The following is a 16,882-nucleotide window of genomic DNA, read 5'->3' as shown; positions in this document are numbered from 1 at the left end:
CAGGTGGAAGCATTGTTCATGGTGTGCAAGATAGGATGCCACCGATACCATCGCACGAATCGACGTCGTCAGCGCGAAGCAGACCAAAAGCCTGTCAGCGCGCGAAGAATTGAGAGGAAGCTCGTGGCTCGCGACGAAGCAGGACCAATCCTCAACGGCTTACCCAGCCAGATACCCGACATCGACCCCGAAGAGACGGCGGAATGGCTCGAGTCCCTTGACGGACTGGTTGACGAAGGCGGCCGCACCCGGGCGCGCTATGTGATGCTCAGCCTGCTTCAGCGGGCACGCATGCGCAACGTCGGCGTGCCCAGCCTGACGGCGACCGATTACATCAACACCATCGGTCCGGAAAACGAGCCCTGGTTCCCGGGTGACGAAGAGGTCGAACGACGCTACCGAAAGTGGCTTCGCTGGAACGCCGCTGTCATGGTGCACCGCGCCCAGCGCCCGGATATCGGAGTCGGCGGGCATATCTCGACCTACGCGGGTGCCGCGACGCTGTACGAAGTGGGCTTCAACCATTTCTTCCGTGGCAAGAACCACCCGGGCGGCGGCGACCAGGTCTTCATGCAGGGCCACGCCTCCCCCGGCATGTACGCCCGGGCCTTCCTGGAAGGGCGGCTCTCAGAGGACCAGCTCGACGGGTTCCGCCAGCAGGCATCCCACCTCATCGACGGTGAACCCGCTGGCTTGGCTTCCTACCCGCACCCACGCCACATGCCGGACTTCTGGGAGTTCCCCACCGTGTCCATGGGCATCGGGCCGATGAATTCCATCTACCAGGCGCAGTTCAACAAGTACCTGGATTCCCGCGGAATCAAGGACACCAAGGATCAGCACGTCTGGGCGTTCCTCGGTGACGGCGAAATGGATGAGCCGGAGAGCCGCGGCCTGTTGCAAGCCGCCGCGAACGACGAACTCGACAACCTGACATTCGTCATCAACTGCAATCTGCAGCGTCTGGATGGTCCTGTCCGCGGCAACGGCAAAATCGTGCAGGAGCTCGAGTCGTTCTTCCGCGGTGCCGGCTGGAACGTGATCAAGGTCGTCTGGGGACGCGAATGGGACCCCTTGTTGGCGGCGGACCGCGATGGTGCGCTGGTCAATCTGATGAACAAGACGCCCGATGGCGATTACCAGACCTACAAGGGCGAGTCCGGCGGTTTCGTCCGGGACAACTTCTTCGGACGCGATCCGCGCACGAAGCAGATGGTCGAGGACTACAGCGACGAGCAGATCTGGAACCTGAAGCGCGGCGGCCACGACTACCGCAAGGTCTACGCCGCATACAAGGCCGCGATGGAACATACCGGCCAGCCGACCGTAGTGCTTGCGATGACAGTTAAGGGTTACGGTCTCGGTCCGCACTTCGAGGCACGCAACGCCACCCACCAGATGAAGAAGCTGACGCTCGAAGATCTGAAGCTGTTCCGGGACCACCTGCAGATCCCGATTGACGACGCTGCTCTGGAAGCCGACCCGTACGCGCCGCCGTACTACCATCCGGGAGCGGACTCCCCCGAGATCCAGTACCTGATGGACCGGCGCAAGGCTCTGGGTGGGCCGCTGCCTGAGCGCCGCGCAAAGCACGCCGAACTCCAGCTGCCGGGCGAGAAGGCGTACGAGGTGGTCAAGCGCGGCTCCGGCAAGCAGGAAATCGCCAGCACGATGGCGTTCGTCCGCTTGCTCAAGGATCTGATGCGGGACAAGGAATTCGGCAAGCGCATTGTGCCGATCATTCCGGACGAGGCGCGGACCTTCGGGATGGACTCATTCTTCCCGACGGCGAAGATCTACAACCCGCATGGCCAGAACTACATCTCGGTCGACCGCGAGCTGTTCCTGACGTACAAGGAATCGGCACAGGGCCAGATTCTGCACGTCGGCATCAACGAGGCGGGCGCGATGGCTGGTTTCACCGCCGCCGGAACGTCCTACGCCACGCATGGCGAGCCGATGATCCCGATTTACATCTTCTACTCGATGTTCGGTTTCCAGCGAACCGGCGACTCGATCTGGGCGGCTGCCGACCAGATGACGCGTGGCTTCCTGCTGGGCGCCACCGCCGGCCGGACAACGCTCACCGGTGAAGGACTGCAGCACGGCGACGGACATTCACACCTGCTGGCGGCCACGAATCCAGCCGTCGTCGCCTACGATCCGGCGTTCGGTTACGAAATCGGTCACATCATGCGCGATGGCCTGGCCAGGATGTATGACCCGGAGGATCCGCGCAAGGATCCGGACTCGATTTACTACATCACGCTCTACAACGAGCCGATGGTGCAGCCAGCGGAGCCGGAGAACCTCGATGTCGAGGGCGTCCTCAAGGGCATCTACAAGCTGGAAGACGGTCCTGCGCTCGACGGACCGAAGGTCCAGCTGCTGGCATCGGGTGTCGCAGTCCCCTGGGCCCTGGAAGCGCAGGAACTACTGCAGGAGGACTGGGGGGTTTCCGCCGATGTCTGGTCGGTCACCTCCTGGAACGAGCTCCGTCGCGACGGTATGGCGGCCGACGAACACGCGTTCCTGCACCCCGAGGAGGAGCCGCGGGTGCCTTTCGTAGCCCAGCAGCTAGAGGGCGCCGAAGGGCCGGTCATCGCGGTCAGCGATTACATGCGGGGCGTCCCGGATCAGATCCGGCAGTTCATCAAGCAGGACTATGCCTCGCTCGGCGCAGACGGCTTCGCTATTTCGGATACCCGTCCGGCCGCGCGACGGTACTTCAAGATCGATGGACCGTCGATGGTTGTTCGTGCCCTCCTGTCGCTGGCCAACGCCGGTTCGATCGAACGAAGCAAGGTCACCGAGGCGATCGAGAAGTACCGGCTGCATGATGTGACAGCCGGCTCGTCCGGAAACAACGCCGGCGAATCCGGCTGATCCCAGCCTGGAACCGGCGGCGGTGGCTTAAGTCTTGTTGACTTAAGCCACCGCCGTTGTTCATTTCCGACAAAGAGTGTTTATGCTCAAGGAATGACTGCGAGGACGACAGGCAAGGCAGCGGCGAACAAGCCGACGTCAACCGATGAGACAGAAGCACTACGCCTCCGGGCTGCCACCGGGCGTCGCCTGAAGGCAGGCATAGGCACCCTGGCCACCGCCACCCTGCAGCGCCTTGACGCCACATTGCCCTGGTATCGAGCCATGCAGCCTGCCGACCGTTCGTGGGTAGGACTGGTCGCACAGGCGGGCATCTCCTCGTTCGTCGAGTGGTACCGCAAGCCGGCCGCACCGCTATGGATCGTTGCCGACATCTTCCGTGCGGCGCCCCGTGAGCTTACCCGCGCCATTTCACTGCAGCAGACCCTGCAGCTGGTGCGGGTCGTGGTCGAAGTCGTCGAAGAGCGAGTGCCGGATCTGGCGAAGGTGGACGATGAGGCGGCGCTGCGCGAAGCCGTGCTCAGGTTTTCCCGCGAGGTCGCATTCGCCGCGGCCGACGTCTACGCACAGGCAGCCGAGGCGCGCGGTAGCTGGGATGCCCGGCTCGAGGCCCTCGTCGTCGATTCACTCGTCCGGGGCGAGTCCGTGGACGCACTCGCCTCCCGCACCTCGGCCCTGGGCTGGCGTTCCCAAGGGGAGGTAGCCGTTGTCGTCGGCCAGGCGCCTTTCCGCCCTACACCGCAGCTGACCGACGAACTCAGGCGTGCGGCCCAGAAGGTAGCCGAAGACGCGCTGGTCGGAATCCATGAGGACCGGTTGATCGTCGTGCTTGGCGGCTCGAGCGACTTCCGCAAGTCCGCCGCGGCGCTTGCCGACCGGTTCGGACCGACGTCGGTTGTGCTGGGCCCGACGGTCGCAACACTTGCCGAGGCCGGAAGGTCGGCGGCCGCGGCTGTAGCGGCCCGAAAGGCAGTCGCGGCATGGCCCAGCGCTCCCCGCCCGGTGACGGCGGACGAGTTGTGGCCGGAACGGGCGATGGCAGGCGACCTGGATGCCCAGGCCGAATTGATCAACCGGATCTATCGGCCGCTTGAAGCGCTCGGCGGCAGCCTGCTGGAGACCGTGACCATCTATCTGGACTGCGGCAACTCCCTCGAGGCCACCGCACGAGAGATGTACGTGCACCCCAACACCGTCCGCTACCGGCTGCGCAAAGCGACTGAGACGGTCGGCTGGGACCCGACGGCGGCACGTGAATCCTTCGTTATTCGCGCCGCGCTGGTCTACGGCCGACTTGCCGCCTCAACCGGTTTGTCGACTACCTCCAATTCCGCTTCCTAAGGTTGGTAGCTGTCGTTATGCCGATTGAGCCGCAATGAGGACGAGAGTTGAATAGTGCTTGCGATCGCCTGCCCTGGACAGGGCGCCCAGACTTCCGGATTCCTGACGCCGTGGCTCGAAGTGCCCGGATTCAAAGATCGCCTAGCGTGGCTCTCTGCCGCGGCCGACATCGATCTGCTGACGCACGGCACCGAATCCGACGATGAGACGATTAAAGACACCGCCGTCGCTCAGCCATTGCTGGTAGCCGCGGCAATCGCCTCGTTCGCCGCTCTTTTCGGCGAGGACACGCCCCGTCCGGACGCTCTGGCCGGGCACTCGGTCGGCGAAATCGCCGCCGCCAGCGCCGCCGGTGCGCTCTCAGGCGAACAAGCAATGATCCTGGTCCGGGAACGCGGGCGCGCGATGGCCGAGGCGGCAGCCGCGACCCCGACGGGCATGAGCGCGGTCCTTGGCGGCAGCGCCGACGAGGTAGACGAAACGATCCTCCGGCACGGCCTGACCCCGGCAAACGCCAATGGCGGAGGGCAGACCGTCGCTGCCGGCACACTCGAACAGCTCGCCGCTCTCAGCGCCGATCCGCCGGCCAAGGCCCGGGTTATCCCGCTCAAGGTCGCCGGGGCCTTCCATACCCACCACATGGGTCCCGCAGTGAGCGTGCTGGAACGGATCGCACCCGGGATGACCGTCAACGATCCGGCAGTCGCGTTACTCAGCAACGCCGATGGCGCGGTGGTCAATTCCGGTCGTGACTACGTCAAACGCCTGGTCCGCCAGGTCTCCAATCCGGTCCGCTGGGATTTGTGCATGGAGACGCTGAAAGAGCTCGGCGTCACCGGCCTGATAGAACTTCCCCCGGCCGGCACGCTGACCGGGTTGGCGAAGCGGGGGCTGAAAGGCGTCGAAACCCTGGCGCTGAAGACCCCTGACGATCTGGAGGCAGCGCGCGATATGATCGCTCGTCATGCCGGCGTTGACCCCGAGGGAGCAAAGCAGTAATGGCCAAACCTACGTTGAATAGCACCGAACCGGTGCAGCACAGCCGAATTCTCGGTATCGGCGGCTACCGCTCGGAACACACGGTTCCGAATTCGGACCTGGTCGAAGCAATCGATTCGTCCGATGAGTGGATTCAGCAGCGCACCGGAATCGTCACCCGCCATCGGGCGTCTCCTGAAGTCGGCGTCGTCGAGATGTCGGAAGAAGCGGCGCAGGAAGCAATCGCCAACGCCGGTCTCACGCCGGCCGACATCGACAGTGTTCTGGTAGCTACGGTGACGTTCCCGTACCCGACTCCTTCGGCCGCGTCGCTGCTTGCGCACAGGCTGGGCACCGGGCCGGTTCCCGCCTGGGATATCTCGGCCGCCTGCGCCGGCTACTGCTACGGGGTGGCACAGGCCGACGCACTGGTTCGCGCGGGCACGGCGCGCAATGTGCTCGTGGTCGGCGTGGAGAAGCTGTCTGACTTCATCGACCCGACCGACCGTTCCATTTCATTCCTGCTGGGTGACGGCGCAGGTGCCGTCGTCATCGGGCCGAGTGACGTGCCGGGAATCAGCCGGAGCGTATGGGGCTCGAAGGGCGAGAACTGGGACACCATCCGGGTCACCAACTCATTCCTTGATTACCGCGACGACCCTGAGGCGTCTTTCCCAACCCTGCGCCAGGAAGGCCCCACGGTCTTCCGGTGGGCGGTCTGGGATATGGCCAAGGTCGCAAAGCAGGCCCTGGACGAAGCCGGTATCACGGCGGACGATCTGGACGCCTTCGTGCCGCACCAGGCAAATATGCGAATCATCGATGAACTGGCGAAGCAGTTGAAACTGCCGGACAGCGTCGTGATCGGTCGTGACATTGCCGACAACGGAAACACCTCCGCGGCGTCGATTCCGCTGGCCACCGAGCGCTTGCTGCGCGAGAACCCGGAACTGCATGGCGGGCTCGCTCTGCAAATTGGTTTCGGCGCTGGGCTGGTCTACGGCGCGCAGGTCGTGATTCTCCCGTAACATCTGTTCGGGGCTAAACCCCGACCACTCCATCGGAGACGATCAAGCTAATAGAAGCTTGATACCACTAGTGAAGAAAAGGAAGAACTCACAACATGGCACACACCGAATCAGAGATCCTCGCAGGCCTGGCCGAGATCGTCAACGAAGAAACTGGCCTGGCCGCCGAGACCGTCGAGCCGAGCAAGTCGTTCACCGATGACCTCGACATCGACTCGATCTCGATGATGACCATCGTGGTCAACGCCGAAGAGAAGTTCGACGTAAAGATTCCTGACGACGAGGTCAAGAACCTCAGCACCGTTCAGGATGCCGTCACCTTCATCCATAACGCCCAGAACTGAGTAGTGCCCAACGGCCTGCCGGACGGATCCACAGTCCGTAAGGCAGGCCGGGCGCATTACTGCCAATCTCGAGCAACTGTAAAGGGTTCCACGCTATGTCGCGCAAGGTCGTCATCACAGGAATTGGTGCTACCACGCCTATCGGCTCGGACGCAGCCTCCACCTGGCAGGCGGCACTAGCCGGCACATCCGGAATTCACGCTCTGGACAACGACTGGGGCGAGAAGTACTCGCTGCCAGTCACCATCGCGGGCAAGGTCCCGGCGGGAACCGTCGAGGAAAAACTGACCCGCGTCGAGGCTAAGCGGCTGGACCCATCGAGCCAATTCGCCCTGATCTCCGCTCGCGAAGCCTGGGCGGATGCAGGCACGCCGGACGTCGACCCCGATCGGCTCGCCGTTTCATGGGCCAGCGGAATCGGCGGGGTGTGGACCCTGCTGGATGCCTGGGATACCCTGCGCGAACGCGGTCCGCGCCGAGTCATGCCGCTGACTGTACCGATGCTGATGCCGAACGGACCAGCCGCCGCTGTCGGCATGGAGCTCAAGGCGCGCGCCTCGGTGCAGACCATGGTGTCTGCTTGCGCATCGAGTACCGAAAGCCTCGGACATGCCCTGGATATCCTCCGCTCCGGCCGTGCCGATGTTGTGGTTGCCGGAGGATCGGAGGCCGCGATTCACCCGCTGCCACTGGCCGCTTTCGCTTCGATGCAGGCGCTGTCTAAGCGCAACGATGATCCCGAGCACGCTTCACGCCCCTACGACGTCGACCGCGATGGTTTCGTGATGGCCGAGGGCGCCGGCGCTCTGGTCCTCGAGTTCGAGGACCACGCCAAGGCACGCGGCGCAACGATCTACGCCGAACTCGCTGGATCGGGTGTTTCTAACGATTCGTACCACATCACCGCGGGCGACCCGGACGGCACCGGCGCGGCACGCGCCCTCCGACTGGCGCTTGATGACGCAGACGCGTCGCCGGCCGACGTGCGCCACATCAACGCGCACGCCACCTCGACCCCGGTCGGTGACATACCCGAATCCGTGGCGCTGAACAAGATTCTCGGTGCGGCTATCGACGATGCGGCTGTGTCGGCCACCAAATCGATGACCGGACACCTGCTGGGTGGCGCAGGGGCCGTCGAGGCAATCCTGACAGTGCTCGCCTTGAAGGAGCGGATGGCGCCGCCGACTATCAACACCCAGAACGTGGATCCGGCGGTCAATCTCGATGTCGTACTGAACGACCCCCGGAAGCTTCCTGACGGCGACCTGCTTGCGGTGAGCACCTCGTTCGGCTTCGGCGGTCACAATGCCGTCGTGGTGGCGCGAAGCGTGTAGACGTCGTCACGGTTCGCGTGGAGCGTGTAGACGTCGTCACGGTTCGCGTGGAGCGTGTAGACGTCGTCACGGTTCGCGTGGAGACAACTGCGACAAGTAATAAGGAGGCCCGGGCAGTCGCCCGGGCCTCCTTATTACTAATGTCGACGCTTTACTTGTGTGTCGACGCTTTGCGGTCTCCCCCGGTGCTCGCGGGGTCAGCCGAAGCTTGCTGGCTCAGCCGACCTTGTGCAGCCATCGCACCGGCGCGCCATCGCCTGCGTGCCTGAATGGTTCCAGTTCGTCGTCCCAGGCCTGGCCGAGGGCAAGAGCCATTTCATCGGTCAATCGGCGAGGATTACCCGCGCTGACCTCGAGCGCGGTACGCACTCGGTCCTCAGGAACCATGATGTTGCCGTGCACGTCGGTGACGGCATGGAAGATTCCGAGATCGGGCGTGTGGCTCCATCGGGCGCCATCCACGCCGGGGCTCGGCTCCTCGGTGACCTCATAACGCAGGTGTTCCCAACCACGCAGAGCGGAGGCGATTTTGGCACCCGAGCCGGGTGGGGCCTGCCATGACATTTCGGCGCGAAACAGTCCCGGAGCCGCCGGCTGGGGGGTCCAGTCAAATGATGCTTGCGCGTCAATAGCCCCGCCCGCTGCCCATTCGACATGTGGGCACAGCGCACGAGGTGTTGAGTGCACAAAAAGAACGCCTCTGGTCATAACAGACATCCCAACCTCCCTAGTTCATGGGTACGTCTTCCCCTACGACCCTGAACACTGCGGAGGCTGCACATGCCGTCAACTTCGGCGTGATACTTCCAACAGTGCACATTGTGCCACGTCCGCTACTCCTATGCCAGCACCGGGGTCGGGCGTTGCGAAGCGGGCGGCGGAACGCGCTGCGGGGTCCGTTGGCAGCGCATGCGGTCAGAAGGGTGGGACGTCTGGTAGGGCGAGGTTGAGGTCGTGGATGGGTTCGCTTTCTAGTGGTTCCGGCGTGACCCAGTATTGCCGGTGGTGTGGGTCGGTCCAGCGGAAGACACCGTTGTCTGGCTGTTCGAGTTTCCATTGTCCGAATGTTTTTAGCCGGTGATGCCCGCGCGAGAGCGGGCCCATGTCCGCTGCGGTGGTCCGGCCCACCGGAAACGGAACAGTATGGTCCAGGTCGCATTTGTGTGCCGGGACGGTGCAGCCGATGAAGATGCAGTGTTGGCTGCGGGCTACTACGTAGCGTTTGAGTTCTTCGGGCGGACGGTACTCGCTGCTGTCGATGTGGAGGACGGTTCCGTCGATGGGGTCGGTGATGATCCGCCGCCAGGTGGCGTCCGCGGCTAGTCTGACTGCGAGGACTGGTGGGATCACGCCGTATCCGGCCAGGATCGCCGCACCCGCTGGTTCATCGTCGTCAGTCGCAGCCGGAGTGCTCGCTATGCCCGTGATATCGCCATCGGCGCCGGTTGGACTGCCAGCGCCGCCGCCATGTCCAGCCCCGCCGTCCGTCCCGCCAGCGTCACCGTGTCGGGCGAGGTCGTCCAGGGTTTGGGCCAGCAGGGTGGCGGGGATGGTGACGTTCAGGGTCGTGGTCAGCGCTCTTCCGGCGGGGTCGGTGTAGCCGGCGAGACCGGCCAGGGCGAGGTCGACCAGGGCGTCCGCACGCCGCTGCGCCACTGTGGTCTCCGGTGGGCCGGTTCGGGCGAAGGCGGTGAGGCAGTTGTACACGATGTCCGCGGCATCCGCGGGTAGGTAGGCTTCGAGGATCGCCATCCCATCCGGGCAGGCCTGTTTGCGCACGCTGCGGCGTTGGAGGGCTTGTTCGTGTCGGTCGCTGAGGATCTCCGGGCACAGATTCGCGCAGTACCGTGCCGCGAGCCGCCGGGTTTTCGCCACGGTGAGGTCCGGGATTTTCGGTAGCAGCCACATCTCGAACGCCGCGGCCTGGTAGGCGTCGAAGTCTTTCGAGTTCTCATCCAGCACCGCGACCTGCGCCGAGCTGAGCACCGCGGCCCGGTGCAAGAAGTGTGTGCTCGGGAGCCGGTCGATCACCCGGGACGCCTGGTCGATCCGACGTTTGGCGTGCCCATCGGTCCACTTCAGGGCGGCGGTGATCTCCATCCGGGCGAACCGCTCCAACTCCTCCACCCCAGGCCGGGTACTGCCCGCCGGTTGGGCGCGGTAGACCCGGGCCGCGGCACCGGCGGCGTTCGCCCGGTGCTCAACCAGCTGGTCATCCTGCCGGGCCCGAGCACTGGCGGACACGCGTTCCCAGGCCCGGATCACATCAACCCGGAGCTCCTCCGGCAGGTCCTCCGCCTCATCCAGCCGCTCCAACAGCACGACGTACTCACCGAGATCACAGGCCAGAGACCGATCCAACACACTCCGCAACAGTCTCAACGACTCCGCGCTGATCACCCCGGACACGGCCTCAGCCACCGCACCCTCGATCAGCATCCGAGGGCCATCAACGATGACATCAACGGCAGCAACGCTCAGCTGCGCCGAGCCCACGCCAGCAACCGCCGGACGACTGTCATCCCTGCGGTTATGCGAAGCACCATTGCTTTCCATAACCCCCATGCTGCCACCCAGCACTGACAGTCACTCGCCGATGCCGCGGGAGTGCAGGAACGCCCAGCCTGGCTGGTTTCGTCGGCGGTGATCTCGATGAAACGACCACGGCCAGGCTTGGACGAGATGCGACACGACGCTGCGGACAAGGTAGGAGGCCTTTTCTGGCCCACTACCCCTTTGAGCGAATCGTCCGGCTAATCTCGGGCGGTGGCGGGCCGGGAACAGCATCCCGGTAAGCCTGTGACCAGCAAGGATGCCGGTTCCCGTCGTTGGTGCCCCCGGCGGGACTTGAACCCGCGACCGACGGATTATGAGTCCGCTGCTCTAACCAGCTGAGCTACAGGGGCGAAGGGTGTTGCATAACGCCGCCATTAGAGGATAGCTGATCTGGCAGCAACGCCGAATCGCGGGTCAGGGCTTCTCCGCGCCGTCCTACCTGACGTGTGATTTGGCTGCTCTCATAGCAACAAGGTCGCACAGCACCACATCACGGTCGCCAGCGGTACGTGGCGAACAATCGGATCGACCTGCCCGATCCCGACTTGGCGTATCTCATCGCTGACACTTCCGAGTTCGAGCAGTACATTCGTGGACTGCGCTGGACCCAGGAGTTCGCCCGATTCAATCGGGAAGAAACAATGGACCGCACCCTCGCCGCACTGTCCGCGTACATGGACGCGGAGGCGGATCGCTCAGTGAAGTGAATTACCACCACAACTTCACCCAGCTGGAGCACCACTTCGGACGCGACCTGTGGATCAGCCGAAATGGCGCAATCGAAGCAATACAAGGCCAGCTCGGCCTCATCCCTGGCAGCATGGGCACCGCGTCCTACGTGGTCGAAGGCCTCGGCAATCCGCTGTCAATGAACTCCTCGCCGCGTGGTGAAGGCCGAAACTTCGCGCTAGACATTCACTCGCGATCAGCTTCGCGAGGCGATAACATCGCACGTTAATTAACGAGATCCCGTAGGCGTACAAGGACATTGACGTGGTGATGCAAGACGCCGATGACCCGGTGCGGGTGAAGCACACCCTGCGGCAGATCGTGAACGTCAAAGGCGACTAGCTGGACTTATCTTGCTGCCGGCGCACCAATTCGGTGATCCAGATGGGCGCGAACGGAGACGTGCAGCCGGGGGGCGTCGGGTAGTCCTTGAGCACCTCCAGGCGCTCACCGATGTCGATTGCGCGGCTGCGATGCTCGGCGTGCTCGATGCCGATCTGAGCCAGGCAGTGATTCATCGCCCACTGCAGTCGATCCGGGGCATCTTTCATCTCCGCCTCGATCACATCGAGCAACCCTGCGAGATCGAGGCCCTCGGGCTTCTTCGTCACACGGTCGGCGGTCAGTGCCCAGCCGGCGCTTGCGACCACCGGGTCCGGATCGGCAAACCAGGCCAGGCGCAGCTCTTCGGCGTGCGGGTTCTTCTTCACCACGTAGTTCACGAGCCAGTCGTGCACCTTGGGTATGCGCGCATCGCGCAACATGACGTCCAACTCGTCTTGCTCGAACGCCTTCGGACGGCAGATCAGGATCGCCAACAGTCTCGCAGCGGTGTCTCCGGTTTGCCAGAGCTGAGCCGCGAGTTCATGCTGCGTCTTCAGCCGCTTCGCGATTGCGCGTAGCTTGCCGAGATTCACACCGTGATCGTCACCGTGCCTCTCGTTCACCTCGCGGACCTTCGGGTCTTCGAGCTCGGCCAGCTCTGCCCTCACCTCGGCCAGCATCGTCTCGGTCAGTGTCGTCCCAGCCACTTCAGCCTCCTGTCAATCACATACGAGATCCACCTACGAGATTCAGCCTACGACCGAAATCCGTCTCCTGTCGTACCCGCAGTTCGACCGCCACCACCCGAAATCCCGCTTGGTGGCTCAGGGCATGCCGAGGAATCGGAGCGCGGCAGCCGCCAAAGCGCCGACGATAACCACGACCAGGAAGGGCGCCTTCAGCCAAAGGGCGATCGCCGCGGCAACGAGCGCCCCCAGCCGTGCGTCGAGAACAAGTCGCTCACCGCTCGCAACCGCGTTCACTACGGTCAACGAGGCCAGCAACCCGATCGTGAGGGTACCTGCAATACGGGCAACCCGAGGGTTGGTGAGCCACTTCCTCGGCACCAGATAGCCGAGCAGCTTGGTCAGAAAGCCCACCGCGCAGGCTGCGATGATCCAGAACCACAGAGTCACGACTCGCCCGCCGTTTCCGGGTCGCGATAGGGGTCGAGATCCGGCTCGAGTCCCTCGCCCTCCGGACCGCGTGAAGACTGGAAGAAACCGATCAGTGCCGCAACCACGGCCGCCACCAGAATCGGCACGCCCGGCGGCACGAATGGCACCGCGACAACGGTTGCCACGGCGCATGCGATGGCGATTGCACCTGCCTCCCGTGATCGCAGCCTCGGCCACAGCAAGGCGAGGAAAGCTGCGACAGCGGCGCCGTCAAGTCCCCACTGTTTCGGATCACCGAGAGCATTACCGACCAGCGCGCCGACGATGGTGAACAGATTCCAAAGTATGAAGATGCCAACCCCGGCGACCCAGAATCCACGCCGCTGTTCAACCGGGTCGGACTGCCCGGTGCTGGTAGCCAGGGACTCGTCAATGGTTACCTGGGCAGCGACGACGCGGCGCCATCCCCGCGGATTGAGCAGCGCGTTCAACTGCATTCCGTAAACGGCGTTCCGGATGCCGAGCAGTGCCGCGGCGCTGGCTGCCGCCAGGCCGGTGCCTCCGCCAGCAATCACGCCAACGAAGGCGAACTGCGAGCCGCCAGAGAAGAGGAGCAGGCTGAGAACCGACGTCTGCCAGATGTTCAGTCCGGATGCCACGGATAGGGCACCGAAAGAGATTCCGTACAGCCCGGTGGCCAATGCGATGGACAGCCCGGCCCTGGCGCCCGGAGAATCGCGGAGTAGTAATGACACCGGCTCATCGTACCGGTCTGCTTTCACTCCCCCAGTCCCTCGGCAAGGTAGACAGTATCTCCATACTGTGCGCCGGTAAGCCGGTTTAGGGCGCCTAGCGACGCACAGAACATCTTCTAGGCGACAAGCAGCTTCATCCCGCTGCGCACACCACCCCGCCTGTCATCTTCGCAACGCTCGTCGGCGTCCCGACTCAGCCCGAGGGACGGGCGTCCCGACTCAGCCCGAGGGACGGGCGTCCCGACTCAGCCCGAGGGAAGGGGCGTCAGTCGGCCCGAGGAAACGATGGCTCCATCAATGAACGATCGGTGTCGGGCAAGTAAACACTCCGGGAACCTCGAGTGCCGTAGTCGCCTTCGCTTGCAAACAAACATTGAAGTCCGTCAATAGAAGCATGTCGAATCAAGATGTGGAGTTGGTGATAGTCGGGTCCGGCCGGGTCGCACACACCTCGACCCGCACGAACCTGCCTGGCGTGTTCGCCGCCGGGGATCTGGTCGATCACACATACCGGCAGGCGATCACCGCCGCGGGCACCGGCTGCGCGGCGGCGCAGGACGCCCAACACTATCTGTCCCATCTCACCCCGTCCGTTGCGGCGGCGGCACCCGTTCTGGAGGTTTCCGCATGAGCATCACCCCTGTCACCGACGAGACTTTCGCAAGCGAAGTGGTCGAGTCCGATCTGCCCGTCGTGGTCGATATCTGGGCGGCCTGGTGCGGGCCATGCAAGGCGATTGCCCCGATCCTGGACCAGCTCGCTGTCGAGTACGCAGGGCGGGTGAAGATCGTGAAGGTCGACGCCGACGCCAACCCCGACACGGTGGCCGCGGTCGGGGTCACTTCGATTCCTACCCTCGGGTTCTACCGGGCCGGTAAACGGGTGGATGCGCTGATCGGCGCGCACCCAAAGCCGGCGATCACCGCCAAGATCGAGGAGCTACTTGCATGACCCACACCACGACTGCTCCCCCCCAGGTCACACCGAAGCGGCTATCCACCCTCGACAAGTGGCTGCCGGCCTGGATCGGCCTCGCCATGATTGCCGGGCTCCTGCTGGGCCGGTTCATCCCTGCCGTCGCCGACCTCCTCGCCCGTTTGGAGGTCGGCGGGATCTCGGTGCCGATCGGGCTAGGGCTACTGGTAATGATGTACCCGGTGCTGGCGAAGGTCCGCTACGACAAGGTCGCCGCCGTCACCGGCGACAAGAAACTCCTCATCTCCTCCCTGGTCCTGAACTGGATCGCCGGTCCCGCGGTCATGTTCACCCTGGCCTGGCTGTTCCTGCCCGACCTGCCAGAGTTCCGCACCGGGCTCATCATCGTCGGCCTCGCCCGCTGCATCGCAATGGTGGTCATCTGGAACGACCTCGCCTGCGGCGACCGGGAGGCTACAGAGGTACTCGTCACGATCAACTCAGTGTTCCAGGTCTTCGCGTTCTCCCTTTTGGGCTGGTTCTATCTCACAGTCCTGCCTGGCTTGCTTGGCCTCGACACCCAAGGGCTGGAGGTGTCGGTGTGGCAAATCGCCCTCAATGTCCTGGTATTCCTCGGCGTGCCACTTGTCGCGGGATTCGCGTCACGGTGGATCGGTGAGAAGCAGCGCGGCCGGGCTTGGTACGACGAGAAGTTCCTGCCCGTCATCGGTCCGTGGGCGCTCTACGGGCTACTGTTCACGATCGTGCTGCTGTTCGCCCTTCAAGGCGATGCGATCATGGCGAACCCACTGGATGTCGTCCGGATCGCGTTGCCACTGCTGGTGTACTTTGCGCTGATGTGGTTCTCCGGCCTGCTCTTGGGCAAGGGTATTGGTCTCGGTTATGCCCGGTCGACCACACTGGCGTTCACGGCAGCAGGCAACAACTTCGAACTCGCCATCGCGATCGGCACCTTCGGCGCGACATCCGGGCAAGCACTCGCCGGGGTCGTCGGCCCGCTCATCGAAGTTCCTGTACTCGTCGCACTGGTTTACGTGTCCTTGTGGGCGGCACGCCGCTGGTTCCACACCGACCCCTATGCAAGCGAAGGGAGGTCATCATGACCAGCATCATCACTGTGCAGTCTGCTGATGCGGCGTGCGTGCCGACCGCGGCGCACCCGATCGGCCTCGACGCGGCGTCGGCTCTCGCGGGCATGTTGAAAGCGCTGGCAGACCCGTTCCGGCTCAGGATGCTATCGGCGATCGCGACCGACCCGCGAGGCGAGTCCTGCGTGTGCGATCTTGCGGAGCTGACCGATGTCTCCCAGCCGACCGTCTCCCACCACCTGAAGGTCTTGAAGGAGACCGGACTGCTGGTCTCGGAACGATGCGGCACCTGGGTCTGGTACAGCATTGGGCCCGCCCGCCGGGGCGCGGTGACCGCACTGCTCGACGCCTTCGCACCGGCCGCTATTGCCGAGGCCGGGCAGGTGCGGGCCCCGGCCGATCCACTCCCGGATCTCGACGCGCAGATCACCCACCTGGGCGAAGAGATCGCCGCGGAACTGCAGGACATTGGCCGCGACGTGGTGATGACGATCGTGCGGGAATCCTACGCCGGCCTGACGAGGACTGCGAAGATCACCCGCCACCTCATTCCGCTGACCGAGCGGTTCGCCCGACAGCGGCTCGCGGACCACACCCGCGACCGGGAGACCGGGGTACCGCAGGTGCTGTTCGTGTGTGTCGCGAATGCCGGCCGCTCCCAACTCGCCGCCGCCGTGGTCAACCAGATGGCCGGCGGGAACGTCATCGCGCGTTCTGCCGGGTCGGCCCCCGCGGCGGAGGTGCACCCGCATGTGCGCTCCCTGCTGACCGAGATCGAGGGCGTCCAGGCGGCGGAACGGTTCCCGAAACCACTTACGGATGACGCCGTCCGGGCGGCGGATGTGGTGGTCACCATGGGCTGCGGCGACGTGTGCCCGATCATCCCTGGCGTCCGCTACGAAGACTGGGCCGTCGGCGACCCCGCCCTCGCCTCACACGAGGGCGTCGAGGCGATCCGCGATGATATCGCTGCCCGCGTCCGCACCCTACTCGATACTCTGCTCCCACTGACTGAAAGAGAATCCTCGTGACCGATCAGAAACCCTCAGTGCTGTTCGTCTGCGTGCACAACGCCGGCCGCTCCCAAATGGCCGCAGGCTACCTCCACCACCTCGCAGGCGATGCCATCGACGTCCGCTCCGCCGGCTCCATGCCCGCCGAACAGATCAACCCGATCGCCGTCGAAGCCATGCGCGAGGACGGCATCGACATCACCGCCGAGCAGCCCAAGGTGCTTACCACCGAGGCCGTTCAGGCGTCCGACGTGGTGATCACGATGGGCTGCGGCGATGCCTGCCCGTTCTTCCCCGGAAAACGGTACGAGGACTGGAAACTCGACGATCCCGCCGGACAAGGCATCGACGCGGTCCGGCCGATCCGCGACGATATCCGTAGCCGGATCGAAGCCCTCATCGCCTCCCTCGAACACTAGCCACCCATGCCTGTCTATGACGGGCATGGG

General features: G+C 64.2%; 17 protein-coding genes, 1 tRNA gene and 1 pseudogene. 13 read left to right on the top strand and 6 right to left on the bottom strand.

Annotation, left to right across the window (positions count from 1 at the left end):
* The first annotated feature begins 123 nt into the window (after positions 1-123).
* The 6 genes from aceE to LWF01_RS06595 all read left to right on the top strand — a co-directional run bounded on the left by aceE (position 124) and on the right by LWF01_RS06595 (position 7,914).
* Positions 124-2,886 (top strand): pyruvate dehydrogenase (acetyl-transferring), homodimeric type, encoded by a 2,763-nt coding sequence (aceE, locus tag LWF01_RS06620; protein ID WP_349640246.1) that lies wholly within the window; start codon positions 124-126, stop codon positions 2,884-2,886.
* Positions 2,887-2,979: 93 nt separating this feature from the next.
* Positions 2,980-4,227 (top strand): PucR family transcriptional regulator, encoded by a 1,248-nt coding sequence (locus LWF01_RS06615; protein ID WP_349640245.1) that lies wholly within the window; start codon positions 2,980-2,982, stop codon positions 4,225-4,227.
* Between the two features lie 54 nt (positions 4,228-4,281).
* On the top strand, positions 4,282-5,226 hold the full coding sequence (locus LWF01_RS06610; protein WP_349640244.1) for an ACP S-malonyltransferase: 945 nt from the start codon (positions 4,282-4,284) through the stop codon (positions 5,224-5,226).
* On the top strand, positions 5,226-6,233 hold the full coding sequence (locus LWF01_RS06605; RefSeq protein WP_349640243.1) for a beta-ketoacyl-ACP synthase III: 1,008 nt from the start codon (positions 5,226-5,228) through the stop codon (positions 6,231-6,233). Before LWF01_RS06610 ends, LWF01_RS06605 begins: the two co-directional genes overlap by 1 nt.
* 95 nt (positions 6,234-6,328) lie before the next feature.
* The gene (locus LWF01_RS06600; RefSeq protein WP_349640242.1) at positions 6,329-6,577 is read left to right on the top strand and encodes an acyl carrier protein; all 249 of its coding nucleotides are present in this window, start codon (positions 6,329-6,331) and stop codon (positions 6,575-6,577) included.
* Positions 6,578-6,672: 95 nt separating this feature from the next.
* Entirely contained in the window at positions 6,673-7,914 is a 1,242-nt protein-coding gene (locus LWF01_RS06595) for a beta-ketoacyl-[acyl-carrier-protein] synthase family protein (RefSeq protein WP_349640241.1), read from the top strand.
* 216 nt (positions 7,915-8,130) lie between these two features.
* On the opposite strand, the gene LWF01_RS06590 is transcribed toward LWF01_RS06595, so the two are convergent.
* The 3 genes from LWF01_RS06590 to LWF01_RS06580 form a co-directional block, all read right to left on the bottom strand.
* Complete coding sequence (locus LWF01_RS06590; protein WP_432762014.1) at positions 8,131-8,622, bottom strand: DUF3145 domain-containing protein; 492 nt, start codon at positions 8,620-8,622, stop codon at positions 8,131-8,133.
* 207 nt (positions 8,623-8,829) lie between these two features.
* On the bottom strand, positions 8,830-10,470 hold the full coding sequence (locus LWF01_RS06585) for a DUF222 domain-containing protein (RefSeq protein WP_349640239.1): 1,641 nt from the start codon (positions 10,468-10,470) through the stop codon (positions 8,830-8,832).
* Between the two features lie 273 nt (positions 10,471-10,743).
* A tRNA-Ile gene (locus LWF01_RS06580) sits at positions 10,744-10,820 on the bottom strand.
* A gap of 159 nt (positions 10,821-10,979) precedes the next feature.
* Between LWF01_RS06580 and LWF01_RS06575 the strand changes: the two genes are divergently transcribed.
* Complete coding sequence (locus tag LWF01_RS06575; RefSeq protein ID WP_349640238.1) at positions 10,980-11,177, top strand: RtcB family protein; 198 nt, start codon at positions 10,980-10,982, stop codon at positions 11,175-11,177.
* Positions 11,174-11,428 carry an RtcB family protein gene (locus LWF01_RS06570; protein ID WP_349640237.1) on the top strand — a complete coding sequence of 85 codons (255 nt, stop codon included), beginning with the start codon at positions 11,174-11,176 and terminating at the stop codon, positions 11,426-11,428. The genes LWF01_RS06575 and LWF01_RS06570 overlap by 4 nt, the downstream gene beginning before the upstream one ends.
* A 109-nt stretch (positions 11,429-11,537) precedes the next feature.
* On the opposite strand, the gene LWF01_RS06565 is transcribed toward LWF01_RS06570, so the two are convergent.
* The 3 genes from LWF01_RS06565 to LWF01_RS06555 all read right to left on the bottom strand — a co-directional run bounded on the left by LWF01_RS06565 (position 11,538) and on the right by LWF01_RS06555 (position 13,396).
* Complete coding sequence (locus LWF01_RS06565) at positions 11,538-12,230, bottom strand: DNA alkylation repair protein (protein ID WP_432762000.1); 693 nt, start codon at positions 12,228-12,230, stop codon at positions 11,538-11,540.
* 117 nt (positions 12,231-12,347) lie between these two features.
* Complete coding sequence (locus tag LWF01_RS06560) at positions 12,348-12,659, bottom strand: AzlD domain-containing protein (protein WP_349640236.1); 312 nt, start codon at positions 12,657-12,659, stop codon at positions 12,348-12,350.
* Entirely contained in the window at positions 12,656-13,396 is a 741-nt protein-coding gene (locus LWF01_RS06555; protein ID WP_349640235.1) for an AzlC family ABC transporter permease, read from the bottom strand. Before LWF01_RS06555 ends, LWF01_RS06560 begins: the two co-directional genes overlap by 4 nt.
* 427 nt (positions 13,397-13,823) lie before the next feature.
* Here LWF01_RS06555 and LWF01_RS06550 point away from each other — a divergent pair.
* From LWF01_RS06550 to LWF01_RS06530, 5 genes and pseudogenes are all read left to right on the top strand, one after another.
* A pseudogene (locus tag LWF01_RS06550) lies at positions 13,824-14,027 on the top strand (thioredoxin-disulfide reductase); the annotation flags it as partial.
* Positions 14,024-14,347, top strand: coding sequence for a thioredoxin (trxA, locus tag LWF01_RS06545; RefSeq protein WP_349640234.1), 324 nt, complete (start codon positions 14,024-14,026; stop codon positions 14,345-14,347). The pseudogene LWF01_RS06550 and the gene trxA, both read left to right, overlap by 4 nt.
* Positions 14,344-15,435 (top strand): ACR3 family arsenite efflux transporter, encoded by a 1,092-nt coding sequence (gene arsB, locus LWF01_RS06540; RefSeq protein ID WP_349640233.1) that lies wholly within the window; start codon positions 14,344-14,346, stop codon positions 15,433-15,435. The genes trxA and arsB overlap by 4 nt, the downstream gene beginning before the upstream one ends.
* On the top strand, positions 15,432-16,451 hold the full coding sequence (locus LWF01_RS06535) for a metalloregulator ArsR/SmtB family transcription factor (RefSeq protein WP_349640232.1): 1,020 nt from the start codon (positions 15,432-15,434) through the stop codon (positions 16,449-16,451). The genes arsB and LWF01_RS06535 overlap by 4 nt, the downstream gene beginning before the upstream one ends.
* Entirely contained in the window at positions 16,448-16,852 is a 405-nt protein-coding gene (locus tag LWF01_RS06530; protein WP_349640231.1) for an arsenate reductase ArsC, read from the top strand. Before LWF01_RS06535 ends, LWF01_RS06530 begins: the two co-directional genes overlap by 4 nt.
* The last annotated feature ends 30 nt before the right edge of the window (positions 16,853-16,882 follow it).

It is taken from the genome of Saxibacter everestensis, assembly GCF_025787225.1.
Taxonomy (GTDB): domain Bacteria; phylum Actinomycetota; class Actinomycetes; order Actinomycetales; family Brevibacteriaceae; genus Saxibacter; species Saxibacter everestensis.
This window is presented reverse-complemented; position numbering and strand designations above follow the sequence as displayed.

What these genes read in the sequence shown, in the direction of transcription:
- LWF01_RS06615 (WP_349640245.1), top strand. Translation starts at nt 2,980, where the DNA reads ATGACTGCGAGGACGACAGGCAAGGCAGCGGCGAACAAGCCGACGTCA.
- LWF01_RS06605 (WP_349640243.1), top strand. Translation starts at nt 5,226, where the DNA reads ATGGCCAAACCTACGTTGAATAGCACCGAACCGGTGCAGCACAGCCGA.
- LWF01_RS06600 (WP_349640242.1), top strand. Translation starts at nt 6,329, where the DNA reads ATGGCACACACCGAATCAGAGATCCTCGCAGGCCTGGCCGAGATCGTC.
- LWF01_RS06595 (WP_349640241.1), top strand. Translation starts at nt 6,673, where the DNA reads ATGTCGCGCAAGGTCGTCATCACAGGAATTGGTGCTACCACGCCTATC.
- LWF01_RS06590 (WP_432762014.1), bottom strand. Translation starts at nt 8,622, where the DNA reads ATGACCAGAGGCGTTCTTTTTGTGCACTCAACACCTCGTGCGCTGTGC.
- LWF01_RS06585 (WP_349640239.1), bottom strand. Translation starts at nt 10,470, where the DNA reads ATGGAAAGCAATGGTGCTTCGCATAACCGCAGGGATGACAGTCGTCCG.
- trxA (WP_349640234.1), top strand. Translation starts at nt 14,024, where the DNA reads ATGAGCATCACCCCTGTCACCGACGAGACTTTCGCAAGCGAAGTGGTC.
- arsB (WP_349640233.1), top strand. Translation starts at nt 14,344, where the DNA reads ATGACCCACACCACGACTGCTCCCCCCCAGGTCACACCGAAGCGGCTA.
- LWF01_RS06535 (WP_349640232.1), top strand. Translation starts at nt 15,432, where the DNA reads ATGACCAGCATCATCACTGTGCAGTCTGCTGATGCGGCGTGCGTGCCG.